This is a genomic window from Pseudoalteromonas sp. OANN1 (assembly GCF_024124685.1).
GTDB lineage: Bacteria > Pseudomonadota > Gammaproteobacteria > Enterobacterales > Alteromonadaceae > Pseudoalteromonas > Pseudoalteromonas piscicida.
Map to the genome: position 1 here is coordinate 140,560 of NZ_JAMXSE010000006.1, position 24,959 is coordinate 165,518.

Sequence of the window (24,959 nt, forward strand, 5' to 3'; positions counted from 1 at the left end):
AGCAGGTGTTAGCAACGTTGAGATCGATTGCTGAGTCAGTGGCGCAGCAAAGTGACCTACAAAGCGCGTTAAATTGCTTTGTTACTATGGTCAAAGATGCCATGCACACTGAATGCTGCTCAGTTTATTTTGCCGATTACAGTCAAGATAACTTTATCCTGATGGCAACGGATGGCTTAAACCCTGAAGCAATCGGAAAATTCCGAATGGGATTTACCGAAGGCCTTGTCGGTCTTGTTGCCCAGCGTGAAGAGCCAATTAACGTTGCCCACGCCCAATCACACCCAAGATTCAAACTGTCACCTGAGGTCAATGAAGAAGGCTACAATGCTTTCTTATCAGTGCCCGTTGTACACCAGCGTAAAGTGCTTGGAGTTATTGTGGTGCAGCAAAAGATTGCTCGTGTATTTAGCCATGATGAAGAGTCCTTTCTTATTACGCTTTCAGCGCAATTGGCTTCACAGCTTGCCAACACCGAGATCCAAACTTTACTTCAACAAGATGCAAGCAGTCACAGAACCTCAGTGTTAAAAGGGGTATCGAGTGCACCAGGTATTGCCTTAGGCGATGGTTATGTGGTGTTACCCCATATTGATTTTGCGAGTATTGAACCGCAGCATAGTGACAATATTCAGCAGCAAATTCAGCTGTTTCATCAAGCGGTGGCCGCGACTCGGCAAGAGTTCCATATTTTAGCCAAAACCCTGAGTGATGATATTCCAAAAGAAGCGGTAGCTGTGTTTGAGGTTTACCAACAACTTTTGGATGCCAAGAGTTTAGGTAAACAAGTGGAGTCTGAAATACAACAAGGCTGGAACGCAAAAACCGCGCTAAAACTTGTTATCGAAAAGCTAGTGGCTCAGTTTGATATGATGAGCGACCCTTATATCAAAGAGCGTGCGATTGATGTTAATGATATTGGCCTGCGCGTGCTCCAGCATTTAGTCTCAACTGAGCAAGCTGTTAAACACTATCCAGATAATACGATTCTAATCGCCCATACATTGACCCCAACTATGTTAGCGCAAGTACCAAAAGAAAAGCTCAAAGGGGTAGTCAGTGTGCATGGCTCGGCCAACTCTCATGCTTCCATTCTCACTCGCGCGATGGGCGTCCCCGCTATTTGGGGCATAGAAGACATTCCATTATTACAGTTTGATGGTAAGTCTATGATCATGGATGCGTATTCTGGACGGCTTTATATTTCGCCCTCGCAAATGTTGGTCAATGAGTACGTTGAAATTAAACGTAAAGACAACATTCTGCATGATAAGTTTGAGGCGGAACATGATTTGCCGCCCATTACACTCGATGGTGAGCGTATAAATTTACTCTTAAATGCTGGGCTTGATCTATCGACCGAGACATTAAGCGCCAGTTATTGTGATGGCGTTGGTCTTTATCGTACTGAGTCTTGGTTTATGCAAAAAGGCCAATTCCCAACACAATCGGAGCAAGAAGTCTGGTATCGTGAGGTGCTATCACGTTATCACCCTGAGCCTGTAGTAATGCGGACTTTAGATATCGGTGGCGACAAAATTCTAGATTATTTTGATATCAAAGAAGAAAACCCATTTTTAGGGTGGCGAGGCATTCGTGTATCGTTGGATCATCCCGAGCTTTTTTTGGATCAAATCAAAGCGATGATCAAAGCAAACGCGGGTCTTGGCAACTTACAGATCATGTTGCCTATGGTGGGCCATAGTGAGGAAATAGATGAAGCGATGGCACTCATTGAGCAGGCTTGTTTTGAGCTGCAAGATGAATGGGCTGATCCTTTTTATACCATCGACCGGCCAGAAATCGGCGTAATGCTTGAAGTACCGTCTAGCGTGTACTTGTTACCTGAGTGGTCGAAAAAAATCGATTTTTGCTCTGTGGGCAGTAACGATTTGACGCAGTATTTATTAGCAGTGGATAGAACCAACGCACAAGTGGCGGATCTTTTTGACCCTTATCATCCCAGTGTATTGCGAGTGTTAAACCAGATTGCACAGCAGTGTGAATTACACGAGCTGCCTTTTAGCCTGTGTGGAGAATTAGGCGGTGAGCCTGAGGGAGCAATCTTGCTTATTGCAATGGGGTATCGCCGTTTGAGCATGAATATTTCATCACTGAACAAAGTAAAATGGGTGTTACGTAGACTGAGAGTAACGGATATGGAAGCTTTACTTGAAAATTGTTTAGCACAGCCGTCATCCAAGCAAGTGCGCCGAATTATTAAAGAATTTATGATAGAACATCATTTTGCAGAATTACTCTATACCAGCCACCAAGCAAAGGGTGCTTCTTAAAGCTATTTACGCTACCATTACGGCGCTATAAGAATAAGAGCTTGTTGATGGAAACTATTATACTCATCGTTGTACTTTGCGCTTTGCTTGGCTGTGCAGTTGGCTTTTTGGCAGGTCTGCTTGGTATCGGCGGCGGGCTGCTGATAGTCCCTATTTTATCTGTTATCTTGACCAAATTTAATGTTATACCCACAGATCAAGTGGTGTTGGTTGCCATTGCGACGTCTCTCGCCTCCATTATTTTCACTTCGACATCTTCAGCTAAAGCGCATCATAAAAATGACAATGTTCCATGGCACATTGCTCCATGGGTGATGTTAGGTGTGGCAGTCGGCGCGTTGGGCAGTGGTTTTGCCGCAGTGATGTTGCCTGAAAAACTCGTCAGAATTATTTTTGTGGTTAGTGTTGTGGGCATTGCATTGAAAATGGCGTGGAGCTCCAGAAGACCGCCACAATCAACCAGAGTTATACCACAAGGACCGATACTTGCGATGCTAACCTCGGTAACGGGGGCGCTGTCTGCAATGATTGGTATCGGCGGGGGAGCATTAATCGTCCCACTCCTGACATTTTTCTCTGTTGATATGAAAAAAGCGATAGGATGTGCGTCTGCCAGTGGTATCGTTATCGCTATCTTTGGCTCCTTTGGCTATATCGCCTCTGGCAGCCAACATGTGGATATTGAACATGGATTTTTAGGTTTTGTCTATTTACCGGCTTTGTTTGGTATAGTGGCAACTTCATGGTTTATGGCGCCTATTGGTGCTAAAGCTACGCACCACTTACCAGTCACAACGATTAAGAAAGTGTTTGCGGCGTTACTCATTATTATCGCTGGCAATATGTTAATGAATTAAGGAAAGGCTATGGCTTTGCAGTTTCCACAGATAGACCCTGTGATTTTCTCCATCGGACCGTTAAGTGTTCGTTGGTATGGATTAATGTATTTGATCGGCTTTATGTTCGCCATGTGGTGGGCAGGGAAAGAAGCAAAAAAACCAAACTCTGGTTGGAATAAAGACCAAGTTGGCGACCTAGTTTTTTACTGTATGCTCGGCGTGATCTTGGGCGGGCGAATTGGTTACGTGTTGTTTTATCAATTCTCTCATTTTATTGAAAACCCGCTTTATTTATTTAGGGTGGACCAAGGCGGTATGTCTTTCCATGGCGGTGCATTGGGCGTTATCACGGCGATTATCGTGTATGCGCTTAAAAACAAACGTTCGATTTTATCGGTAGGCGACTTTGTCGTTCCTATGGTGCCTGTTGGGCTTTTTGCCGGTCGTATCGGTAACTTCATTAATGGCGAATTATGGGGTCGCGTAACGGATGTTCCTTGGGCATTTATTTTCCCAACGGGCGGACCACAGCCGCGCCACCCATCACAACTTTATGAAGCGTTTTTTGAAGGGTTGGTATTGTTTGTGATGTTGGTATGGTTTAGGAAAAAACCGCGCCCAGCGGGCAGTGTAGCTGGTCTATTTTTAGCCGGTTACGGTGTGTTCCGCTTCTCAATCGAGTATTTCCGTGAACCAGATGCACATATTGGCTTATATGGTGGCTTTATTTCTCAAGGTCAGATCTTATCCCTCCCTATGGTGATTGCAGGCGCTATCCTTATGGTGTGGGCATATAAGCGAGAAGGTAGCAACCCATCTACCGGGCAAGTTAAAAGTTAAAGAGTAGCGAACAATGAAGCAATATTTAGAACTGATGCGCCATGTGCGTGATAATGGCACAAAAAAAGAAGACCGCACGGGCACTGGCACTGTGAGTGTTTTTGGATACCAGATGCGCTTCAACTTGCAAGAAGGCTTCCCACTTGTAACGACGAAAAAGTGTCATCTACGCTCGATTATTCACGAGCTACTTTGGTTCTTGCAAGGCGATACTAACATCAAATACTTAAAGGAAAATGGCGTTAGCATTTGGGATGGCTGGGCAACGGATGAAGGGGACTTAGGGCCAGTTTATGGCAGCCAGTGGCGCTCTTGGACTGGGCCAAATGGTGAAGTGATAGATCAAATCAAAGATGTTGTAGAGCAAATCAAAACCAACCCTGACTCTCGCCGTCTGATTGTGAGTGCTTGGAACCCTGCGCTTTTGCCTGATACTAACTATTCACCCAAAGAAAACGCAGCGATGGGCAAACAAGCGTTGCCACCTTGCCACACGTTATTCCAATTTTATGTACTAGATGGCAAGCTTTCTTGTCAGCTTTATCAGCGCAGTGCGGATATTTTCTTAGGTGTGCCCTTTAATATCGCAAGTTATGCGCTGTTAACGATGATGATTGCACAAGTTTGTGACTTAGAAGTGGGGGATTTCGTACATACTTTCGGCGATGCCCATTTATACCTAAACCATATGGAACAAGTTGAAGAGCAGCTAAGCCGAGCGCCGTTTGCGAAGCCACAAATGCAGATCAACCCTCAAGTAAAAGACATATTTGGTTTTAAGTTTGAGGACTTTGAGTTGGTGAACTACGAATGTCACCCGCATATAAAGGCACCGGTCGCGATTTAGGAGCATTTATGAAAGCCGTTATTCCAGTGGCGGGTCTTGGCACTCGCATGTTACCCGCGACGAAGGCCATTCCCAAAGAAATGCTGCCAATTGTCGATAAACCTTTGATCCAGTATGTAGTAGATGAAGCAGCTGCGGCTGGCGTCAAAGAAATTGTACTGGTAACTCATTCAAGTAAAAACTCAATTGAAAATCACTTCGATAAGAGCTTTGAGCTGGAAGCGACACTGGAAAAGCGGGTTAAGCGTCAACTGCTAGAAGAAGTACAATCTATATGCCCCAAAGGTGTTACGCTGATCCATGTGCGTCAAGGTGAGGCTCGTGGCCTTGGTCATGCCATCAACTGCGCTGCACCTGTGATTGGCGATGAGCCCTTTGTTGTTATGCTGCCCGATGTATTGGTTGATGACGCTGCATGCGATCTAACAAAAGATAATCTTGCTGATATGATCGCGCGTTTTAAAACGTCAGGTAATAGCCAAGTGATGGTAGAAGCGGTAGCGCCTGAACTCGTCTCTCAGTTTGGTATTGTGGACTTGGGAGGAGCAGCACTCGCGCAAGGAGAGTCAGGCGCCATGCAGTCTATTGTCGAAAAGCCTGAACTGCAAAGTGCACCTTCAAACTTAGCCGTTGTTGGTCGTTACGTACTTAACAAATCTATTTGGCCACTTTTGGCAAAAACACCGCTAGGCGCTGGTGGCGAAATTCAACTGACTGATGCTATTGCTATGTTGATGGAGCAAGAGCAAGTCGATGCATACTCGTTACGAGGAAAGAGTCATGATTGCGGGAGTAAAATCGGCTATTTAAAAGCGATAGTTGAGCATGCGATGAGAAGAGACGAGTATTCAACTGAGCTTGCTTCTCTTATCGATTCAATTGCTAAAAGGTAATTACATAAAGTTAAATGTACCGATATTTGCGGTAAAAGCATTTGGTTATTTACCGCGATTTATGTACCATAGGTGAAAATGGATTTTTGTTATAACTTATTGTGTATATTCGTTTTTTTAAATTTTTACTACTCGGCTCTTTAATCACCTTAGGTGGCTGTAGTCATTCATCTAAAGAGCCTTCGCTGTTAAGTGAGCAGCAGCTCAAAAGTATTGAGCGATTGAGCTCATTAGAGCAGGATCTCTCAAACCTGCTGACTTTGTTAGAGTCTCAAGCTAGCGTCGATAATATCCAAGCAACATCGAATCCTGACGTAGAGATTAAGCGTTATTCCGCGAGTAAACAAAAGGCGAATCAAACGACTGGAATTCAACTTAAGTTGTTTCCCCTATCTATCAATTCCATGCCTCAAGTTGAGCAGCATCAAGCGCTATTAGCGGCAGTAAAGCGAAAGTTTCCAAGTATATTCTCTGAGGCAGAATTGCAAATTCAAGCGTTTGAAATGCGAAATTGGGCAACAGTTTCTGGATTAAGAACAACTCAAGAAGCAAAAGTCTACTGTAGACTATTTTCTATCCAAAGCATTGATTGTAGAAGATTAATGCTTTAATTTTTACTAAAGTTTTCCCATTTGGGAACGATAAACAATAAGTCACCAAAAAACGGTATTGCGGTGATGATAAAAATGACCTCTAAAGGAATTTAAAGATGAAAACACTGATTAAATCTGCGCTTATTGCAAGCTCTATTTCCGCTGCTTTACTTACTTCTTCAGCAATTGCTAAGGATACTGCTCGTCTTGAAGTTAAAGTAGAAGTTAAAAACTTATTTTCAGCTGAAGCCGGTGATCCGCTTGATTTCGGTATCATTCGAGTGCAGGGCGATGCAGCGGATGTCGCCACTATAAAGATTGAGGCGGATCCAACATTGACCGATCCTGAAATCAAGAATACTGGTGATGCAATAATAAACCTTATTAGTACAGGTGGAGCTGGCTCTATCAATATCACCGATGCCGCGCCAAATACTGAGTTAACGATTACGGTTCCAGCCGCAACTACGGTTGATAGCGTAGGTAATGCCTCTTTTGATTTAAAGGATTTTGAGTTTTATGTGGTGAGCGGTGCTCAGCCTAACAGTGAAGTGACAAACAACAAGTTTAGGGTTGATGAAAATGGTGCCGCAACGCTTTCCGTTGGTGCGACATTAAGTACGAAAGCACTTTCTGGAACAGATACGTATGGCGGTGGTGTATACACCAGTAAAGTTGATATCGAAATCGCTTACTAAAACATGTGGCGTTACATGGTACTGGCATTGCTTTTTGCCAGTCACTTGGCCAAAGCTCAAGATATATCGGTCGTTAAGAAATTGAGCTTTGGCACTATTGCGATTATTGACCAAAATAGCGCAGGCACAGTGACGATAGAACCTAATGTTAGACCACAAACCTCAAGCAATATTCTATTCGTAGAGTTTGGTCATGCGGCAGAAATCCTCTTGACCGATTTTCCTCATAATCGCCAAATTAGCGTCCAATCTACCGTTTACAACGACTGGTTTGGCTATTGGAATCTTGGTGCATCCGATGCCTTCCAATTGACTGAGTTGTATCACGAGAAGGCTATTTACACTGATAGTGTTGGGTCTGGTGAGTTTAAGGTCGGGGGGCAATTGCGCTTTGCTGGCAACGGTAAATCGCTATCGGATGGGGTGCAAACCTTGAACGTTGAAATAACTTTGTCTTACTAGGGCCTGTTGACCTTTGCTGTTTGATTTTTGTTCCCCTGAGTGGGTTTTGGTCGCGGCGCTCGACTTGCCGCCTAGTAATCTAAGCAAAAGTTGAGCAACAATGAACAAAGCGCACTCAGGGGAACCCAAAGGGCAGCGCTTGATTGGCATTTCTTCTGTGTTGCCCCACAAGGATGTGGGGTAAGGTGACTTTGCAGGAGCACAAAGTCTTTATCGCCAGACTTACATAGAATAACTATGCTACGCAGGCTCCGCCTTGTATAAATGGCAATTAAACTGCTGCAAAAACAAACTTGAAAGATAAACAGGCCCTACATTATGAATAAATTAATATTAACGCTGCTTTTGTTTTGTTGCTGTAAAGTAAGCGCCAATCTAATGATCACCCCAACACGGGTTGCTTTCGAAGAGCGTCAGAGAATTGAGAGGGTTACAATCATTAATAATGGTGATGTGACCAAATCTTATCGACTTGAATTTCAAGAGAAGCTAGCACTTAAAGAAGGTGGTTATGCCAACTTTTCCGAGCAAAAAATGAACCCTATGGCTGCAAGCCATTTCATCCGTATTTCACCTAGGCAAGTAACACTGGGACCTGGTGAGCGTCAGGTAATAAAGCTGGCTGTGCGCAGAAAGGCGAATATGGAACAAGGAGAGTATCGCTCACATTTGCTTTTTAGGGAGCTGCCGAATAATAAAGGCAAGCTGCAAGAAGGTATCAATATTGACGTGCTGATGAGCTATAGCATTCCGGTGATGCTACGAGTTGGCGATGCGAACCCGCAAGTACAGCTTGAGGATGTCATTGTAAGCAACGCAAAAAATGGTCGTCAGGCAATTACGGTACTACTTAATCGAACTGGGAAATATAGTAGCTTTGGCGAATTATCCGCTTATTGGCAGGGGAAAAATGACGTTAAACCTGTGCGGATCGGAGTATTAAATAAGTTTGCCGTATATCCAGAGCTTAATCAAAGGAGTGTAGAATTCTCGATAGACCCTGCAATCAAGCTCGGGCCATCAGGCAAGGTCTTAATCAAGTATGTGGGTGATGAGGAGTACACTGACCGCACCTTTGTAGATGATTCGGTATCTTTGTAGTTTAGGGTAAGCGAACGTAATGAGAGCCCCCGCTATTTGGCGCACGTTACTAATAGGCATACTATGCTATCAACCTGCTATGGCATCGCAGGTTGATACTTTGCAACAGCTATTTGAACGGGTTGAACGAGTGAAAGCAAAACTTGCGATACAGCAAAGTGAGCGGGTGGTCTCTCGGGTTGATGTTGGTACGGAACTGTTTTTATCCGCCTATAAAGGGAATTTATATTTAGGTGAAGTGATCGCGGTGACGTCGGAACAAGGCGTCAATGTGGAACTCTTGAGCTTGTTTTCAGCTTTGGGGTTTGTGGTATCAGAAGATGTGTCAGGAACTTTTGATGGCTGGTTCTTCACACCTGAAAACACTTTTAGTCTTAATGCCAAAGCGCTTTTAGTTGAGAGCAAAGGACAGCGAACGCAATTGAGTAATAGGGAGATCCAGGTTATCAATGGTGAGGTATTTCTCGCCGATTATATCGTTGCGACCTTATTCGATGTGAGCCTGTTTACCGATATACAGGATTTATCTCTTACGGTTAAAAGTAGGCAAGTTCTGCCAATAGAAGCGCAGCAACAGCGATTAGGAAGAGAGGTTGTTAGCTTTGACCGCAATGCCAGCGCAACATTACCGTGGCGGTCAAGTCCTTATCAAAGCATCGGTAAACCAGTGTTGGATGCTCAGATAAATGCGCAGCTGACTGAAGACATTAGCCAGATGTCTTATTCCCTTATTGGCTCGCAAGACATCGCCTATTGGCAAGCTCAGTACTTTATTGCTGGTAGAGAAGGGGATGTGATTAATCGTTCGCGATTATCCCTCAACCGTGCTTCTAAAAAAGCCGATGTTTTACCGTTTGGCAACTTTACCAAGGTATCGCTCGGTGATGTCCAGAGTGTTCAAGTTGGAGTTGATGCGCTAAATGAAGAAGGGCGAGGAGTGAGCTTCAGTAACGCGCCGTTAGATAGGCGTACGAACCGTCAGCGCATTGTCATCTCAGGTCCTGTTCAGGTAGGGTGGGACGTAGAGCTTTATCGAAATGGATTGCTAATAGGACAAGAAAATAATGTCCAATCTGGGCGCTATGAGTTTGAAAATATTGATTTACTATTTGGTGAAAATACCTTTGAACTGGTGATGTATGGAGGCCAAGGTCAAGTATCAAAAGAAGTGCAGACCTATTATGTTGAACAGAGCACCGTAAATGAAGGTGAAGGCTTTTTTGCCGTATCAATTACTGAGACGGGCAAAAGTATACTGGGCGACAAGACTGCGGAATCAGGAGCATCAAGCTGGCAAGTAAATGGTCGATTTGACTACGGTCTTACTAAAAACTTTGCGGTGTATGCAGGTGTGCAGCATCGTCAAGGTGTGAAAAATAGCGCCTCGGAACAGTACTTTTCTACAGGGTTTAACACCAATATTAATAAACGACTATTACTGGATGTTGACTATAGTAAGAGCGAAGCGAACCAACGTCTATCTGCAAATACTCGAACCCGTCTATTTGGCCAGCAGGTAGGTGCTAAATTTGAGCTAAAGGAAGATTTAGAACGGGATGAAAATGCGACCGAGATAAAATTAACGGCGGCGGGAGATGGGCCTCTTTTTGATGCCGCTAAGATTTACTATCGTGCTGAATACTTTCAGCTTAATAGAGCTAATATAGATACCACCGAGCAAGCGTCGCTACTGTTTAGTACGGGTAATTATTGGGGCACTTTCAGTAACCAATTTGTGTGGCAAGAGCAGACAAATCAAGCCAGCGATGTGAGTGGCTACTTGCGCTGGCAGCGCAGGGTGTTTGGGATATATAGTCGCTTTACTACTTGGTATGACATAAAACCTTCTAATGAAATTACATCCGCAGAGCTAGAGTTGAGCAAAGAACTAAGTCCTGAGCTTGATCTTGGCATTACCTTATACAAAGACTTTGCTGCCGATTACTATAAAACCGAACTTGGATTGAGCTGGAGCCATGAGAAGTTTAGGTTGTTAACAGACTTGCAATACGATAACGATGATAACTGGCAAGTAGGCCTCTCTGGACAAGTAAGTATCGGAGCGGGCGAATCCATAGATCAGGTTTTTTTAACTGGCAAACGCTTGTCGCAGTTTGGCTCTTTGATGGTTCGTGCTTTTATCGACCAAAATAATAACGGCTATCTTGACGATGGGGAGTTACCGCTGAAGGGGGTAACTATAAAAGCATTACAAAACTTTGCACAAGGTAAAACTGACGACGATGGTGTGGCTCTATTACCCGCAATGGTTAATTACAAACGAACAGATATTATTGTTGACAAAGAAACGATCCCCGAACCCTTTTTAATTCCCGCTAACGATGGCTTTTCATTCACTCCAAGACCCGGTCATATTGAATATGTTGAAATACCATTTGTAAACTCGTCGGAAGTTGAAGGTATTGTTGAAATCAATGAGGGTACTGAGCGCCGACCTGCAGGGTTCACCACCGTGAGTTTACTTGATGAAACGGGTAACGAAGTCGCGCGCACTCAGACGGCATATGACGGCTACTATGTATTTACTGGTTTGAAGCCTGGGACTTACCGTACAGCGATAAGTGATGCGAAAAGGCTCGCGGTAGCCAGTACTCAACAGATAGAAGTGGAGTTAAGTGCAGAGGGAGACTTACTGCTTGATGTAAATCACGAACTACAACGACAGCGCGCAACCACGCAAGAGTTTGCTGTAGCTGGACGCTTCAAGACATTAACGATATTAAAAGTGTATGCGGCGATTTTGGCTAAGCGTTATCCCGCGTTATTAAGCGGTGGTTTTGGGTATGCGCAAAAAGAAGGCGACGCCACTTATTTACTTATATTAAGAGATGACGCCACACAAAATGCGGCAAATATTTGCCAAAATCTACTTCCCTTCAAAGTTTCTTGCACAGTGGAAGCCTTAACTATTTATGAAAGAGAAAACAATGCAATCAATTAAGTGGCACCTCATTATGCTCAGTTTCGTTGCGTTAAGTGGTTGCCAAGCAACTGCGAGCAAGAGTCAACTTGACTCATTACAAATGAAGAAGCAGATATCTTTATTGGAACAGCAGGTAAGCACCTTACAACAAGAAGTAGAGCAGCTCAGAGCGCTAAAACAGCAGGTTGCTAGGTTTGAAGAAGTGCAGGAAGATTTAGATGTTATTGCGATGCAGCTATCAAATTCGCTTGCAAAGCAAAAGGATGCTGAGCTTTTAGCAGAGCAACCCGAGCAAGTGATAGAGCAAAAAACAAAGCCCACCGAGAAACAAGAACAGCCTGTAGAGATAGCTGAATTTGCAATTCAATTGGCCTCTACAACGGAATATACCAAGCTTAGGCAAACCTACGAGCAACTCAAGGATAAGTTACCGCAAGACTTTGCAACAAGCGAAGTGAATATCGAGCAAATAGATATTCAAAATACCAAATATTATCGACTCAAATTAGGTGCATTTACAGATAAGGCCTCTGCATACAAAGGTTGTCAGCAGCTTAAGCGTGCAGGTTTAAGCTGTTTGGTTAGCCATTACACCAGTCATCGACTTTAAAACTTGGTGCGTATTTTGCATTTTATCCAATAAGTTTATCGTGGGCTTGGTGAAATGAAATATCTAGCACTCATAGTGATTATGTTGTTGGCGGGGTGTACAAACAGCCAACAGGTCGGCAAAAGAGAAGCGACCCAGCAGCAAGAAATCTTACCTGACTTAGATGGGTTTGGCGCTCAGTTAGCCGCGGAACTTGGGCAGTATGTACGGCCGTTCAAGCCGAATTCAACGCTTGCTGTGACGAGTTTTTTTAAGGCTAATCAGCTGGATGATACCGTTGCTGGGCAAGGTTCAGGCTTGAGCGTGGCCTTGCAAGAATCCCTCATGACCCATTTAAGTCAAATGGGGGCAGATGTCGTGGAATATCGACTCAGAAACGCTTTATCTTTACAAAGTTCTGCCGATAGTATGTTAAGTCGAGAATTGAATGTGCTGAATCAGCGCCAGAAAATTGACCTCGTGGTGGTTGGGACAATCGTAGAAAGTCGAGATACCTATTTGGTCAATGCGCGGCTGGTTGATACGTTACATAATCGAGCCGTCTCAGCCGCATCAATCAGCATACCTAAAGCTGTGATGTGGGGTACGGAGCGTGTCACAAATCGTGACGGTCAGATTATACGAAGCCAATATTAGTGGAGATGAAAGTAATGAAAAAAGTATTAAGTTTGGTTTTGCCGCTTTCATTGATGGTTGGCTGTGCTCAGAGTCACTTTTTTGCGGTGGATAATGCTCAGGCTGAGCCCGTGCGTAATGGCTTTGAAAAATCTTCGATGTATCAAAGTAACCCAAACGGTATGAAGCAATTTTCTGTTTCTCAGCAAATGGCTGGTAAAAATGTCACTCACTATGTCCAGTCTATAATGCAAGACATGGTTGCAAACTTGAAACACGTGAATGAGAAAACACCGGTAGCAGTGACAAGCTTTGTATTTTTAGATAAAGAATTTGATAAAGGTTCCTTGCTGGGTAACCAGTTGGCTGAAAGCTTTATCCATGAGCTTCATGCATTTGGGATCCCTGTTGTGGACTTTAAAACAACAGACTATATCCGGGTGACACCTGAAGGCGATTTTATTTTTAGTCGTGACTTTTTAGAGCTATCTGACGACCACCCTTTTTTGTACGTGCTAGGTGGTACTTTGGTGAATCATCAGGGCGGAGTTATGGTTAATGCCAGAGTGGTTGGGCTTAGAAGTAAAAGTGTCGTGGGTTCTGCTCAAGGGTTTTTACCGCAAAACGTAGTTAACGCCCTACAAGATGGTGCGGCATACGATGGCATTCGTATAGAGCGTGCGAACTAATTCGGAGGCGATGATGAAAAATGTAGTGCTATTCGCGACGACACTCGCATTACTCGGTGGTTGCGAAGTGACAAATCAGGCGACTCCTGAATCTACAGAAACGCAGCAATCCGATATGGAAATATTATATGCCATGATGGAAGAGCAAGAGCGTAATGAAGATTCACAAGCGGCGATATCGCAAGATATTGGCTTCGTTAGCTATCGTCATCGCAAAGAAATTGCTAACTACGCCAATCAAATTGCGTTGGAGCTGTCAGATACGGTGTTAGGGCAAAAGCCCGAGTCGATAGCGGTAGCTAGTTTTGTTAACTTTAATGAATCATTAAGGGATACAAACCAGCTAGGAAACCAATTGGCTGAGTCTTTAATGCATCAAATGCAAAAGCTGGGTTATCAAGCATTAGACTTTAAAGCATTGGGGAAAATTGAAGTGACATCTAGTGGTGATTTGACTTTTTCGCGTAATGCAAGTCGCTTGAAAAACACTCAATCTCCCAGTCATTTGCTCACAGGCACTATGGTTTACCGTCCACGAGGCGTGGAGGTGAACGCAAGGTTGTTAGAGTTTAATACTAACTTAGTGATCGCAAGCACGGTGGTGACTATCCCGTATTTTATCCTTGATGATCAGGCAACCGCTTCAAGGTAGTACTTCAAATAGCGTTTTTTAGAAGAAAATACCGTTTAGGTTTTATTAAACGAAGAACTATCCTACTTCTTATTCACACCTCAAGCGAAGTAACTGATAGCGCAGTAGTGGGTCTTAACTGCTGCGTATTCACCTACTGAACCACCTCATTTATTAGCGCGAATAAATTGACTATTAATCTTTAAAAGTTCATTAAGATCAGTATACTAAAGCGAAGTCACTGAGATGCAGTACAACAGAGAATCGACAACTCTCGACTTCATTGGTATTAAGTACCGCAGATCCCGCTAGTGAAGGTCAAAAAAGCGATTGTTATCTGACTTTAGAGATTGTCCCCATAGTTTAATGGATAAAACAAGGCCCTCCTAAGGCTTAGATGTAGGTTCGATTCCTACTGGGGACGCCATTGGTATTCATTTCTGCGTGGAATGACCAAAGTAAATGGGTGGTGGAAGCATGATGCAGAGGGTATAAAGTCATCGAAAATCTTGCCTTTTGCTACAGGAATGCTCTGCCTTACAATTCAAACTCATTTTCATTTTCTATTTGAATTTCAACCAAATCGTTAATTTGCACATTGTGAAGTGGGCGATTGCTGATATTTACCGCAATGGCGTTTTGCGCATTCACTTGGATAACTTGCAGTTTATTGATGGTTTTAATTTGATGCATAAACACTTTACCATCGACATTAGTCAGCGGATTGCTATGCGCTACGTTAAGGATCTGGCCATTCTCTAAGCCATGCATGCGGCCCAAATTAATAACGACTTGTTCATCATCGATATGTAGGATTTTGCCATTGGTAGGTAAGCAGGCGACCGCTGCGTTTAAATCAGTTGCGATTTGTGTCAGCGTGGTTTGGATCTCATCAGCATAATCTGTCTGCCAAAAGCGCTCACTGTACACATCAATTAATTTGGTTTTCTTAAACGGCCACACGCCTTGAGTGGCATATTGTTTTTGCCACACCCTTTCATGAGAAAGTGCATCAAACAGCGCAAAGTCTACCTTGAAGCTTCTTAAGTATTTATCACTTTGCCAAAATGCGAGGTCACTATTAAGTTTATCGACACTAGCAACATCAGTAATTTGACTCAGCAGTACAAATTGGCTGTTGGTATTTGCTGTAATGGTCTCGATTAGCTGTTCATTATAATCAAAACGCTGACTGAAAAAGCGGCTAACATCTATGGTCTGTGCAAAATAGGGAACGGGTTCTAAGCTCGACTTTTGTTCGGTCATTGTTTGATATAGGCGCTCGCTCACGGCTTTATTTATGTCAAAAATTTGACCTAAAGTTGCTTGATGTTTATTTTTTAGCTGGCTTTGTGTGACTGCAACCTGTTTATTGTAAGCACTCGTTGGGCACTGAGCACTCTGTGGGGTAATATCGATATGCAATGTTACTTGCCATGAGTCACCGACTTTTGCTTCAGCAATCACGTTGGCGCTCTGGATTTCAGCATTTGAGCGGATCTTAAGTTGATCTTGGGTGAGCACACCATCGGTGACGGTTTGTACACTACTCACCGAAGCGCCAGAAAACAGCAATGCTTGTGTAATGGCGTCATTTACGGCCTTTCTTTTTGCTTTTTGATGATCGCCATTTTTAACGTCAGCCATGCCGGTAACTTCAAACCATTCGGCATAAGCAGGATTAGTTAAGGTGATACACAACAATGATAGACTGGTCGCGAATTGCTTTTTCATGTTTAAATGCCCAGATCAAAAACTACCCTTTAACTCAGCAATACCTGTGCCAAATTTTGGCAAGGTTCGTGCATAATCATATTTTATGAAAGTTAATTTTATTTATTGCCAATACTCGATGAAACCACAACAACCCTTGCAAGACCAAGATGCTGGGGAAGCGTTAAATTTTGATTGGTATTAATTGTAGCGGAGTGTAGTGAAATGCGTATCACTAATTCTATCAGTGCAGTTGTTATGGTTTGTTTGCTAGCGGGACTCAGTGGCTGTTCAAGCCTCGTTGACAAGCACATTGAATATGAAACGGTGCAACCGGAAACTTTTCCTGTTTTACGTGCTGTGGGGTACGCGCCTTTGAGTGCTCAGCCGGGTAAAACTGCGGGTGAGAAGCAGCTAATGGCTATTAAAGTCTCAAAATTAGAAGCGTATCGTGAATTGGCCGAGCAACTGTATGGCCAGAATTTGACATCTACTATTACGGTAAAAGGGGCGGTTGCGCAAAACGACGGCCTTAAGAGCCAAGTAAATGGACTCGTTCGAGGGGCTAAGGTGCTGAAAAGTTACGCTGTTGGTGATACTTACACGACGGAATTAGAGCTTGATATGAAACGCGTTTATGATTTGTATATTACTCAAGTCAAGCCGCAGAAAATTAAGAAGATATCTTATAGTTTTAAGTAAGCACTCATCACATGTCGCTTACTTAATATGCTGCATTTCGGTTGTTCTTCAATACTGAAATATGATTGGCGTGGCTACGCCTTTAGGTTACGTACTAACTCACTGTCGCTACTTTTAACACTACCATCCTGACCATATGTAATCGAAGTTGGTGCGCCAATTAAGATCCCTTTTAATTCACGTGTGCTTACATTCGCCTGATGAGCAGTTTTAGCATTGATTTCATTTTTGGTTTGGCATTCACTGAGTAGTGCTCGCACTTTAGTAACGAGCGGGGCTACTTCATTGTGTTCAAAGACGTGAGACTCTGTTTTTGACAATTCATTGTCGAGCTTTTGCAGTTTTGAAATGAGAGTTAGCTTTTCACGAGCGATTTCTTTTAAGTTGTCGCCACGCCGAGATGCAAGCTCGTCAAGCTCACGCGCCAGAAGCTGGGTCATCGCTTCTAGCGTTGAGATTTGTTCAGAAAGTTTGTGGTGGCAAAGCCGAACCAAATCATCCATATATTTCGAACTCAAATGCAGCTATGTTTTTGGCGAGTTTTTCCGCGTCAACTTGGTACTTGCCTTCTGCAATCGCTTTTTTCAATTCTTCGACTTTCTTGTCGTCAAAGCCTGATGATTGCTGCGCTTTTTCGTTGACTGTTTTCAGCTGTTGCGCTTGTGGAGTCAGACTGACTGAATCCGCAGCTGCTTTTGGTGTAGCTGGTGATTTAACTGATGCGCTGTTGGCATCATTTCTTTGCAATTCAGCTTTCTGTTGCTTAACATTATTAGCAACGGATGTAGACTGATTCTGACCGTTAACTTGATTAACCATGATTGTAGACCCAATAAAATTATACTCTCAGCCTTGTTATCGGCGTTTAATAGTATTACTTTAGCAAATTTTTTATAAATTCACCTCTACTGTTTCCACTTCTATTACTCTAGCACGTAAGGTTTTGCCAGAGCGAGAGTTTTTAATATTAATCAGTTCACCACGGTTGCCATCTTGCTGCGCTTCTCCTTGAGTTTTGATCACGAGTCCACCTGATTTAGCAATAATCGTCACAGTATCGCCTTTGCAGACCATGCAGATATGGGCTTGAGTAAAGGCTTGGCCTTCTCTTATATTACGTTTGCTGCGACTACCTATTAGTATCGACTTATCTTCAACATAAGAAACTCTGCGAAAACGTTTTGGCTGATACTCTATTTTTACATCTTCATCTTGAATAACACGGCCTTTTTCTAACATGGTTGCGCTAACTAATATGGGGAAGAGGTGATCGATACGTACGTGGACGTATTGAGTCCAGCTGAGGGTATCGTTGCATCTAATTTGAACTGTCACTTGAGTATCAAAAGGCGGAGCCATCGCTGTACTATATTGCAACGGCGATTGACAATCCCGTGCTGGAATTCTTGAATCAAGTGGTATCGCAGTCAGTGACAGCTGACTATCGGGATCCTGCTCTACATTCGGTTCAACAAATTCTATAGCGCTTTGTTCTAAAGTTTTGTTGTCATATTGCTGACAATAACCATAATCAACGCCTATAAAATAAGCGAACAAACAAAAAAACTGAATGTAATGGGTTTTTTTTAACAAACTCATGATGTTTCGACTATGCTTATGGGGTGAAACAAGGTATAAAGATTCTGCTTTAATAACTGCACCTAATCAAGGGTGGTAAACCATATCAGAGTCGAAGCAAAGATCGTTCCGATTAGCGGTTTATACAGTAGGAGATTGAAATGGCAGGTATTTTAGACTCGGTTAACCAACGTACACAGCTGGTTGGACAAAACCGTCTCGAGCTATTACTTTTTCGACTTCAAGGTCGACAGCGCTTCGGCATTAATGTTTTCAAAGTCCGAGAAGTGCTTCAATGTCCAGCATTGACAAGCATGCCCAAGTCAAACCCGCTTATCCGAGGGGTTGCTCATATTCGAGGCCAAACTATATCCGTAATTGATATGTCACTTGCGGTAGGTGGACCTCCTATTCAAGATATTCGTAACTGTTTTATTGTGATTGCAGAATACAACCGTTCAGTCCAAGGTTTTCTAGTCAGTGCAGTAGAACGCATTGTGAATATGAACTGGGAAAAAATAATGCCCCCACCATCTGGGGCAGGTCGTTATTCCTATTTGACAGCGGTTACAGAAATTGAAAACGAGCTAGTTGAAATATTAGACGTAGAAAAGATCCTCAATGAAATTTGCCCAATCAACACAGAAGTCAGTGCTGATATTGTCTCTGATGGTGAAATGCAAAAAGATTTAGGCGAACGTATTGTATTTATCGCTGATGACTCCGCGGTTGCTCGTAATCAGGTCAAACGTGCATTGGAGCCATTAGGTGTTCAGACTGAGCTGGCAAAGAACGGCAAAGAAGCACTTATCAGGCTTCGCGAAATTGCGGAAATGGACTGTCAAAATAATGTCACCGAGCGAGTTGGGCTATTGATTTCTGACGTTGAAATGCCAGAAATGGATGGTTATACGCTAACGGCTGAAATAAAAGCTGATCCAAAATTAGCGCCATTGCATGTGATACTCCATACTTCACTGAGTGGTGTATTTAATCAGGCCATGATTCAGAAAGTGGGCGCTGATGATTTTATTGCTAAGTTTAACCCAGATGAATTAGCTTCAGCGGTTAAAAAATGGGTTCATTGTGATTAAAGCTGGTGGTAGCACTTGGAAAATAAGCATTTAGAGCAAAAAGAGTACGATCAATTTAGAACCTTTTTGGAGCAACAGTGCGGTATTGTACTGGGTGACAATAAATTGTACTTGGTCAAAAGCCGACTCGCTCCTCTGATGGCTCGCTTTGGTGTGGAAACACTTTCGTCCTTAGTAGCTAAAACACTCAGTCCCCATGAGCGGCAATTGCGTGCCGCTGTGGTGGATGCGATGACAACGAATGAAACACTTTGGTTTAGGGATACTTATCCGTTCGAGCTAATTAAATCGAAAATCTTACCAGAGTTTAAAGACTTGAGACGTCCAGTTAAGATTTGGTCGGCGGCAAGCTCATCAGGACAAGAGCCATATTCAATCGCGATGTCTGCGAGTGAGTATGTGAGTAAAAGCCCAGGTGCGCTGAAAATGGGTGTGCAGATCGTCGGTACCGACATTTCTAACACCATGCTGGATATGTGTAAGAATGCGGAATATGACGCGCTAGCGTTGGCGCGAGGATTGTCGCCTGAGCGCAGAAAGAAGTTTTTTATGGATAGCGGTAATGGAATGGCTAAGGTAGTTGAACCTATCCGTAAAATGGTCAGCTTTAGGCATTTAAACTTGCTAGATTCTTACGCGTTGATGGGGAAGTTTGATGTTATTTTCTGCCGTAACGTCCTGATCTATTTTTCACCTGAAGTGAAAGCCAAAATCATTTCGCAATTTGCTCAGTCGTTAAATCCCAATGGTTATTTGTTTTTAGGTGCGTCGGAATCGATGGCGGGGTTGAGTGACGACTTTAATATGATCCGTTGTAATCCTGGGATTATCTATCAGAAAAAGACTTAATACTCACATATAGCGGCAGGGACGTTCGCTATAATTAGGTATTGAATATTTGTACTCAGTCGCAGTTCCAGTGTCTATACTAATTAACCTTGGGTTTTCTAAGTTCAACCGCTGACTCTTCAGACGCTTCCTCTTATTTATTTCACTCCTCAATATTGGCTCAAGTTTAATTATTCCAAAAATACAATGTAACACATTGAAAATTAATGAATAAATTTGACTTTAAAACTGGCCTAAAGATTGCTTTATCATACCTGAGTCAATTTTTTGGAGTCAGATAATGGCAATTAGTTTCGATAAAGCGTTGGGTATACATCAGCATACGATGCTGCTGCGCTCACAGCGCGCTGAAATTCTAGCAAGCAATATCGCAAACGCAGACACTCCAGGATACAAAGCTAAAGATATTGACTTTGCTAGTGCTTTAAAAGCGGCAAAGACAATGCAAAGAAGCGGCAATGATATGGTTAGAACAGATGCAAAACACCTCACTGGTGGTACCAAAATGAGTAATTCATCTGAGCTATATCGTTCGCCAAATCAAGCAGATACAGGTGATGGTAACTCAGTTGATATACAAGTGGAACGAAACTTGTATGTACAGAATGCATTAGAGTACCAAGCCAGTTTGCAATTTCTTGGTGGTAAGTTCAGTGGTCTTAAGAAGGCACTCGGCGGACAAGGGGCATAATTATGAGTTTATATAACGTTTTCGATATTGCGGGTTCAGGAATGAGCGCACAGAATGTGCGACTTAACACCACCGCAAGTAATATCTCGAACGCAAACTCAGTGAGCTCTAGTCAGGATACTGTGTATCGCGCTAGACACCCTGTATTTGCCGCTGAACTTTCCAAAGCTGCAGCTTCCCAGAATAATGTTGCGGGATCTTCAGTTGGAGTAAAAGTCTTAGGTGTGGTTGAGAGCGACAAGCCGCTTCAAGTTGAGTACAACCCAAACCACCCAAGTGCTGACGCAAATGGCTACATTTATAAACCGAATGTGAATGTGGTAGAGGAGATGGCAAACATGATTTCTGCTTCTCGCTCTTACCAAACCAATGTTCAAGTTGCAGACGCTGCAAAGCAAATGCTTAGTAAAACATTGCAACTAGGCCAGCGCTAAATTGGGAGTAACAGCTGATGAGTAATAATGTAAATGCCACTTCTTCAACGGGTGTAGATTCACTCTACTGGGATAGGCAAAAACAGGCCGAGGAGAAAAAGCCCAGAGATGAGCTATCGCAAGAAGATTTCTTCTCGCTGCTTACTCAACAGCTCTCTTTCCAAGATCCAAGTAAGCCTGCGGACAACGATCAAATGATCGCGCAGATGACAAGTTTTACTATGGCCGAGGGGATCTCAAAGTTAAATGAAAACTTTGACTCGTTGGCTGCATCAATGACTTCTAACTCGGCGCTTCAAGCATCAACGCTGATTGGTAAAAAAGCATTACTCGAATCAACGACGTTAGAACATGGCGACGATGCACTTACCAAAGGCTCGGTGATTGTACAGGAACCAGTTCAGAATCTATCAGTGGGTATCTATGATGAATCTGGAGCGCTTGTTAAGACGCTTGAGTTTGGCGAACAAAGTGTGGGCGCAGTGCGATTCGATTGGGATGGTAAGAATAAAGATGGCGAGATGATGCCCCCTGGTGAATACACTATAAAAGCGGAAGGCATGATTGAAGGTGAATATCAGACTTTACCTTCGGCCACATTTAGAAATATAGACAGTGTTAATGTTAATGGTGCTAACGGCATCGTCATTAATACCAAAGAAGGCGCGGTGCGCTTAACTGATATTGCTGAAATAGCATAGTAGTTTTAAAGAATTAACCTTAAGAACTTAGAGGTGAGAGTATGAGTTTCAATATAGCACTGACAGGTATTGCCGCCGCGCAAAAAGACTTGGACGTAACAGCAAATAACATTGCTAACGTGAATACGACGGGTTTTAAAGAATCTCGCGCAGAATTTGCTGATGTTTACGCGTCTTCGGTTTTTAGCTCTGGCAAAACGAAAAATGGTGATGGTGTACAAACTACCATGGTAGCGCAGCAGTTTCACCAAGGTTCATTAAAGTTCACGCAGAATTCGCTAGACTTGGCGATTGAGGGCGAAGGCTATTTTGCCATGTCAAACTCGCTTCAGTCACAAGATTTCACCTATTCTCGAGCGGGTGCATTTAAGCTCAACAAAGACAACTTTATCGTGAATGCTAAGGGTGATTACTTGCAAGGCTTTCCAGTCGATCCATCTACAGGTGATACCACGTCTTTGAGTTTAAGCACAACATCACCCGTTCAAATTCCAGATGCATCAGGTTCTCCTCGTGCAACATCGCAAATCTATACCTCGTTTAACCTAGATGCGACTGCGCAACCACCTACGATTGCTTTTGATCCTGAGCAACGTGCCTCATATAATTCAAGAACAGCAATTACGGTATATGACTCGTTGGGTGAATCACATACATTGCAGTTATTCTTCAGAAAAACAGCGGATAATGAGTGGTCTACTTACGCAACAATGGACGATAAGCCTTTTAACCATAATGCGCAGCAAATTGATCCAGCAGCAACACCACCTGTTCCTTATACGCCAGTTAGTGTGTTCCGTTTCGATGCTAGCGGTATTCCATCTCAGACGGCTGCCGATCCTTCAGCTACGCCGCTTGTTTTTAACAACAATACTGGCTCGACATTTAACCCCTTAAGTCTTGCAGGACCTCAAGATGCAGTTGACCCAACTATCGGTATGTCAAACTTGCTTGATAACGGTGCAACTTTTCCGAATGATATTGTTGTTAACTGGCGTGATGAAGCAAATACTGCTCAAAAGCTACCAACGCAATATTCATCAGGTCGATTTGAAGTCAAAGCATTGGAACAAGATGGTGCGACCGTTGGCCGTTTAGCAGGTATTGATATTGGTACTGATGGTAAAGTTGTGGCTTCATATACTAACGGCGACTCAACGTTCTTAGGGCAAGTCGCGCTAGTACGCTTCCCGAATTCTCAAGGCCTTCAGGCGATTGGTAATACTGAGTGGAAGAAGAGCCTATCTTCTGGTGAGCCACTTGCAGGCGAGCCAAACACAGGTACTCTCGGTGGTATTAGTTCATCTGCGTTAGAGCAATCGAACGTCAACCTCACAAACGAGTTAGTTGACCTTATCAGCGCCCAACGTAACTTCCAAGCGAACTCTCGAGCGCTTGAGGTTAACTCAACATTACAACAAAATATATTACAGATCCGATAATATATTATGCCCTCCAAAGGCTGCTACAAAGGCAGCCTTTTTTATGTCCGTCAAAAACATCTCCTCACTTTGGCACTGTGCTTGCATTAACTAGACTAAGTTTGAATTTTATAGGTCATCGTCATGGATAAAATGGTGTATATCGCAATGTCAGGCGCTAAGCAAAGCTTACGTGGTGTGGCACTTAAGGCGAACAACCTTGCTAATGCCAATACGACTGGCTTCAAAGCTGATTTTGCTCAAGCGCGCTCAATGCAGGCGTTTGGTGAAGGGCTACCTACACGGGTTTTTGCTATGCAAGAACGCCCAGGGACCAATATGACCGGTGGCGCAATCGTTGAAACTGGCCGTGAGCTTGATATTGCAGTAGATGATAAGTCGTGGATCAGCGTCGTTGACGCCTCGGGCGAAGAAGCTTACACCAAAGTCGGCACGCTTAACATTCGTAATGACGGTGCGTTAGTCACAGCTCACGGGCGTCAACTTATTGGCGAAGGTGGGCCTATTGTCTTACCTATTCCCGTTGATAAAGTGGTATTTAGTGACGATGGCTCAATTCAAGTGCGTCCACAAGGTGCCCCCGCTAACTTTCTTGAGGTGGTTGATAGGCTGAAAATTATTGAAGCAGATAATAGTAAGCTACAAAAAGGCAATGACGGCCTGTATAGACCAAAAGAAGATAAGCTAGAAGATGGGATCTGTGGCTTTTGTGAAATATCTCCAACTGTAAAAGTAATGAGTGGCTTCTTAGAGATGTCCAACGTCAATCCCGTTCATGAGATGGTGGATATGATCAACCATCAAAGACAATTTGAAATGCAAATTAAGCTGATGAAAACAGCTGAAGAAATAGATGAGCGACACACTTCGCTCCTACGCATAGTTTAAGAGTGAGGTAGAGATTATGAATCCGGCATTATGGATAAGTAAAACAGGCTTAGATGCTCAGCAAACTGATATTTCAGTTATTTCGAACAACTTGGCGAACGCCAGTACCGTCGGCTACAAAAAGAGTCGGGCGATATTCGAAGACTTGCTGTATCAAAACATCAATCAACCAGGTGGCCGCAGCTCTCAAGATACAGAACTACCATCAGGCCTAATGCTTGGTGCAGGTGCCAAAGTGGTCGCTAACCAAAAGAATTTTTCTCAAGGTAATATGTTAAGTACCGAAAACTCTTTGGATTGGATGATTCAAGGTCCGGGCTTTTTTGAGATTCAGATGCCAGATGGCACAACCGCGTATTCAAGAAACGGTCAATTCACGACGGATGAAGAGGGGCGGATAGTTACCTCTGGTGCGGGTTTTCCTGTGTTACCTGAGATGAATGTGCCCGACGATGCACAGTCAATCACTATCTCTCAAGATGGCGAAGTATCAGTGCGCGTTGCTGGACAAGCTGAAAACGTTGTCATTGGGCAATTGACGATCAGTGACTTTATTAACCCATCAGGTCTTGAACCGATTGGACAAAACTTGTACACGGAAACTGCGGTAAGTGGTGCACCAGTGCAAGGTAATCCAAGTGTTGAAGGGCTAGGTAAGATTGTGCAAGGCGCACTTGAGACGTCAAACGTTAATGTGACCGAAGAGCTTGTAAATCTAATCGAAACACAGCGCGTGTATGAGATGAACTCAAAAGTGATTTCAACGGTAGATCAGATGCTGAGCTACATTAATCAACAGTTGTAATTGGGT

Annotated in this window: 27 protein-coding genes and 1 tRNA gene; 24 read left to right on the plus strand and 4 right to left on the minus strand. The window is 43.4% G+C overall.

Annotated features, from left to right (window positions below):
* Positions 1-5: 5 nt before the first annotated feature.
* The 15 genes from ptsP (at position 6) to NH462_RS07680 (ending at position 14,483) form a co-directional block, all read left to right on the plus strand.
* Entirely contained in the window at positions 6-2,294 is a 2,289-nt protein-coding gene (gene ptsP / locus NH462_RS07610; protein ID WP_017218101.1) for a phosphoenolpyruvate--protein phosphotransferase, read from the plus strand.
* Positions 2,295-2,341: 47 nt separating this feature from the next.
* Entirely contained in the window at positions 2,342-3,151 is an 810-nt protein-coding gene (locus NH462_RS07615; protein WP_253105249.1) for a sulfite exporter TauE/SafE family protein, read from the plus strand.
* A gap of 9 nt (positions 3,152-3,160) precedes the next feature.
* Positions 3,161-3,973, plus strand: coding sequence for a prolipoprotein diacylglyceryl transferase (lgt, locus tag NH462_RS07620; RefSeq protein WP_017218100.1), 813 nt, complete (start codon positions 3,161-3,163; stop codon positions 3,971-3,973).
* Between the two features lie 13 nt (positions 3,974-3,986).
* Positions 3,987-4,820, plus strand: coding sequence for a thymidylate synthase (locus tag NH462_RS07625; RefSeq protein ID WP_010369327.1), 834 nt, complete (start codon positions 3,987-3,989; stop codon positions 4,818-4,820).
* An 8-nt stretch (positions 4,821-4,828) separates the two neighbouring features.
* Entirely contained in the window at positions 4,829-5,713 is an 885-nt protein-coding gene (galU, locus tag NH462_RS07630) for a UTP--glucose-1-phosphate uridylyltransferase GalU (RefSeq protein WP_010369326.1), read from the plus strand.
* 101 nt (positions 5,714-5,814) lie between these two features.
* Complete coding sequence (locus NH462_RS07635) at positions 5,815-6,324, plus strand: hypothetical protein (RefSeq protein WP_253105251.1); 510 nt, start codon at positions 5,815-5,817, stop codon at positions 6,322-6,324.
* A 98-nt stretch (positions 6,325-6,422) separates the two neighbouring features.
* Positions 6,423-7,004 carry a DUF4402 domain-containing protein gene (locus NH462_RS07640; protein ID WP_253105253.1) on the plus strand — a complete coding sequence of 194 codons (582 nt, stop codon included), beginning with the start codon at positions 6,423-6,425 and terminating at the stop codon, positions 7,002-7,004.
* Between the two features lie 15 nt (positions 7,005-7,019).
* The gene (locus tag NH462_RS07645; RefSeq protein WP_130164505.1) at positions 7,020-7,466 is read left to right on the plus strand and encodes a DUF4402 domain-containing protein; all 447 of its coding nucleotides are present in this window, start codon (positions 7,020-7,022) and stop codon (positions 7,464-7,466) included.
* 318 nt (positions 7,467-7,784) lie between these two features.
* Positions 7,785-8,567, plus strand: coding sequence for a fimbria/pilus periplasmic chaperone (locus tag NH462_RS07650; protein ID WP_010369319.1), 783 nt, complete (start codon positions 7,785-7,787; stop codon positions 8,565-8,567).
* Between the two features lie 19 nt (positions 8,568-8,586).
* Complete coding sequence (locus tag NH462_RS07655; RefSeq protein WP_253105256.1) at positions 8,587-11,529, plus strand: hypothetical protein; 2,943 nt, start codon at positions 8,587-8,589, stop codon at positions 11,527-11,529.
* Positions 11,516-12,121: an SPOR domain-containing protein gene (locus NH462_RS07660; RefSeq protein ID WP_010369314.1), complete on the plus strand. Its 606-nt coding sequence runs from the start codon at positions 11,516-11,518 to the stop codon at positions 12,119-12,121. Before NH462_RS07655 ends, NH462_RS07660 begins: the two co-directional genes overlap by 14 nt.
* Positions 12,122-12,175: 54 nt before the next feature.
* A complete protein-coding gene (locus NH462_RS07665) occupies positions 12,176-12,757 on the plus strand; it encodes a FlgO family outer membrane protein (RefSeq protein ID WP_010369312.1) in 582 nt (193 codons plus the stop codon).
* 14 nt (positions 12,758-12,771) lie between these two features.
* Entirely contained in the window at positions 12,772-13,425 is a 654-nt protein-coding gene (locus tag NH462_RS07670) for a FlgO family outer membrane protein (RefSeq protein ID WP_010369309.1), read from the plus strand.
* Positions 13,426-13,435: 10 nt separating this feature from the next.
* The gene (locus tag NH462_RS07675) at positions 13,436-14,077 is read left to right on the plus strand and encodes a FlgO family outer membrane protein (RefSeq protein WP_232288070.1); all 642 of its coding nucleotides are present in this window, start codon (positions 13,436-13,438) and stop codon (positions 14,075-14,077) included.
* Positions 14,078-14,408: 331 nt separating this feature from the next.
* Positions 14,409-14,483 (plus strand) — tRNA-Arg (locus tag NH462_RS07680).
* Positions 14,484-14,593: 110 nt separating this feature from the next.
* Here the strand turns inward: NH462_RS07680 and NH462_RS07685 are convergent.
* Positions 14,594-15,790 carry a flagellar assembly protein T N-terminal domain-containing protein gene (locus tag NH462_RS07685; protein ID WP_045989518.1) on the minus strand — a complete coding sequence of 399 codons (1,197 nt, stop codon included), beginning with the start codon at positions 15,788-15,790 and terminating at the stop codon, positions 14,594-14,596.
* 204 nt (positions 15,791-15,994) lie between these two features.
* On the opposite strand from NH462_RS07685, the gene NH462_RS07690 reads away from it, so the two are divergent.
* Positions 15,995-16,471, plus strand: coding sequence for a flagellar biosynthesis protein FlgP (locus NH462_RS07690; RefSeq protein WP_253105258.1), 477 nt, complete (start codon positions 15,995-15,997; stop codon positions 16,469-16,471).
* Between the two features lie 74 nt (positions 16,472-16,545).
* Here NH462_RS07690 and NH462_RS07695 read toward each other — a convergent pair whose 3' ends face one another.
* From NH462_RS07695 to flgA, 3 genes are all read right to left on the minus strand, one after another.
* Positions 16,546-16,974: a flagellar protein FlgN gene (locus tag NH462_RS07695; RefSeq protein WP_010369300.1), complete on the minus strand. Its 429-nt coding sequence runs from the start codon at positions 16,972-16,974 to the stop codon at positions 16,546-16,548.
* Positions 16,967-17,290, minus strand: coding sequence for a flagellar biosynthesis anti-sigma factor FlgM (flgM, locus tag NH462_RS07700; RefSeq protein ID WP_010369298.1), 324 nt, complete (start codon positions 17,288-17,290; stop codon positions 16,967-16,969). The genes NH462_RS07695 and flgM overlap by 8 nt, the downstream gene beginning before the upstream one ends.
* 72 nt (positions 17,291-17,362) lie before the next feature.
* Positions 17,363-18,070, minus strand: coding sequence for a flagellar basal body P-ring formation chaperone FlgA (flgA, locus tag NH462_RS07705; protein ID WP_010369295.1), 708 nt, complete (start codon positions 18,068-18,070; stop codon positions 17,363-17,365).
* Positions 18,071-18,210: 140 nt separating this feature from the next.
* Between flgA and NH462_RS07710 the strand changes: the two genes are divergently transcribed.
* The 8 genes from NH462_RS07710 (at position 18,211) to flgG (ending at position 24,953) form a co-directional block, all read left to right on the plus strand.
* Positions 18,211-19,143: a chemotaxis protein CheV gene (locus NH462_RS07710; RefSeq protein WP_010369293.1), complete on the plus strand. Its 933-nt coding sequence runs from the start codon at positions 18,211-18,213 to the stop codon at positions 19,141-19,143.
* 15 nt (positions 19,144-19,158) lie between these two features.
* On the plus strand, positions 19,159-19,992 hold the full coding sequence (locus NH462_RS07715) for a protein-glutamate O-methyltransferase CheR (protein WP_010369291.1): 834 nt from the start codon (positions 19,159-19,161) through the stop codon (positions 19,990-19,992).
* A 280-nt stretch (positions 19,993-20,272) separates the two neighbouring features.
* Positions 20,273-20,683 carry a flagellar basal body rod protein FlgB gene (flgB, locus tag NH462_RS07720; RefSeq protein WP_045961732.1) on the plus strand — a complete coding sequence of 137 codons (411 nt, stop codon included), beginning with the start codon at positions 20,273-20,275 and terminating at the stop codon, positions 20,681-20,683.
* A gap of 2 nt (positions 20,684-20,685) precedes the next feature.
* Positions 20,686-21,117, plus strand: coding sequence for a flagellar basal body rod protein FlgC (gene flgC / locus NH462_RS07725; protein WP_010369286.1), 432 nt, complete (start codon positions 20,686-20,688; stop codon positions 21,115-21,117).
* A gap of 17 nt (positions 21,118-21,134) precedes the next feature.
* Positions 21,135-21,818 carry a flagellar hook assembly protein FlgD gene (locus NH462_RS07730; RefSeq protein WP_010369284.1) on the plus strand — a complete coding sequence of 228 codons (684 nt, stop codon included), beginning with the start codon at positions 21,135-21,137 and terminating at the stop codon, positions 21,816-21,818.
* 41 nt (positions 21,819-21,859) lie between these two features.
* Complete coding sequence (gene flgE / locus NH462_RS07735) at positions 21,860-23,260, plus strand: flagellar hook protein FlgE (protein ID WP_102056455.1); 1,401 nt, start codon at positions 21,860-21,862, stop codon at positions 23,258-23,260.
* A gap of 123 nt (positions 23,261-23,383) precedes the next feature.
* Positions 23,384-24,148 carry a flagellar basal body rod protein FlgF gene (locus NH462_RS07740; RefSeq protein ID WP_253105260.1) on the plus strand — a complete coding sequence of 255 codons (765 nt, stop codon included), beginning with the start codon at positions 23,384-23,386 and terminating at the stop codon, positions 24,146-24,148.
* A gap of 16 nt (positions 24,149-24,164) precedes the next feature.
* On the plus strand, positions 24,165-24,953 hold the full coding sequence (gene flgG, locus NH462_RS07745) for a flagellar basal-body rod protein FlgG (RefSeq protein WP_010606305.1): 789 nt from the start codon (positions 24,165-24,167) through the stop codon (positions 24,951-24,953).
* Positions 24,954-24,959 lie beyond the last annotated feature (6 nt).

Bases quoted from the DNA above. Each gene is read 5' to 3' on its own strand.
- NH462_RS07655 (WP_253105256.1), top strand. From the start codon at position 8,587: ATGAGAGCCCCCGCTATTTGGCGCACGTTACTAATAGGCATACTATGC.
- NH462_RS07670 (WP_010369309.1), top strand. From the start codon at position 12,772: ATGAAAAAAGTATTAAGTTTGGTTTTGCCGCTTTCATTGATGGTTGGC.
- NH462_RS07690 (WP_253105258.1), top strand. From the start codon at position 15,995: ATGCGTATCACTAATTCTATCAGTGCAGTTGTTATGGTTTGTTTGCTA.
- flgA (WP_010369295.1), bottom strand. From the start codon at position 18,070: ATGAGTTTGTTAAAAAAAACCCATTACATTCAGTTTTTTTGTTTGTTC.
- flgC (WP_010369286.1), top strand. From the start codon at position 20,686: ATGAGTTTATATAACGTTTTCGATATTGCGGGTTCAGGAATGAGCGCA.
- NH462_RS07615 (WP_253105249.1), top strand. From the start codon at position 2,342: ATGGAAACTATTATACTCATCGTTGTACTTTGCGCTTTGCTTGGCTGT.
- NH462_RS07730 (WP_010369284.1), top strand. From the start codon at position 21,135: ATGAGTAATAATGTAAATGCCACTTCTTCAACGGGTGTAGATTCACTC.
- flgG (WP_010606305.1), top strand. From the start codon at position 24,165: ATGAATCCGGCATTATGGATAAGTAAAACAGGCTTAGATGCTCAGCAA.
- lgt (WP_017218100.1), top strand. From the start codon at position 3,161: ATGGCTTTGCAGTTTCCACAGATAGACCCTGTGATTTTCTCCATCGGA.
- NH462_RS07685 (WP_045989518.1), bottom strand. From the start codon at position 15,790: ATGAAAAAGCAATTCGCGACCAGTCTATCATTGTTGTGTATCACCTTA.
- NH462_RS07695 (WP_010369300.1), bottom strand. From the start codon at position 16,974: ATGGATGATTTGGTTCGGCTTTGCCACCACAAACTTTCTGAACAAATC.
- NH462_RS07660 (WP_010369314.1), top strand. From the start codon at position 11,516: ATGCAATCAATTAAGTGGCACCTCATTATGCTCAGTTTCGTTGCGTTA.
- NH462_RS07675 (WP_232288070.1), top strand. From the start codon at position 13,436: ATGATGAAAAATGTAGTGCTATTCGCGACGACACTCGCATTACTCGGT.
- NH462_RS07640 (WP_253105253.1), top strand. From the start codon at position 6,423: ATGAAAACACTGATTAAATCTGCGCTTATTGCAAGCTCTATTTCCGCT.
- galU (WP_010369326.1), top strand. From the start codon at position 4,829: ATGAAAGCCGTTATTCCAGTGGCGGGTCTTGGCACTCGCATGTTACCC.
- NH462_RS07650 (WP_010369319.1), top strand. From the start codon at position 7,785: ATGAATAAATTAATATTAACGCTGCTTTTGTTTTGTTGCTGTAAAGTA.
- NH462_RS07625 (WP_010369327.1), top strand. From the start codon at position 3,987: ATGAAGCAATATTTAGAACTGATGCGCCATGTGCGTGATAATGGCACA.
- NH462_RS07710 (WP_010369293.1), top strand. From the start codon at position 18,211: ATGGCAGGTATTTTAGACTCGGTTAACCAACGTACACAGCTGGTTGGA.
- flgM (WP_010369298.1), bottom strand. From the start codon at position 17,290: ATGGTTAATCAAGTTAACGGTCAGAATCAGTCTACATCCGTTGCTAAT.
- flgE (WP_102056455.1), top strand. From the start codon at position 21,860: ATGAGTTTCAATATAGCACTGACAGGTATTGCCGCCGCGCAAAAAGAC.
- NH462_RS07665 (WP_010369312.1), top strand. From the start codon at position 12,176: ATGAAATATCTAGCACTCATAGTGATTATGTTGTTGGCGGGGTGTACA.
- flgB (WP_045961732.1), top strand. From the start codon at position 20,273: ATGGCAATTAGTTTCGATAAAGCGTTGGGTATACATCAGCATACGATG.
- NH462_RS07645 (WP_130164505.1), top strand. From the start codon at position 7,020: ATGGTACTGGCATTGCTTTTTGCCAGTCACTTGGCCAAAGCTCAAGAT.
- NH462_RS07740 (WP_253105260.1), top strand. From the start codon at position 23,384: ATGGATAAAATGGTGTATATCGCAATGTCAGGCGCTAAGCAAAGCTTA.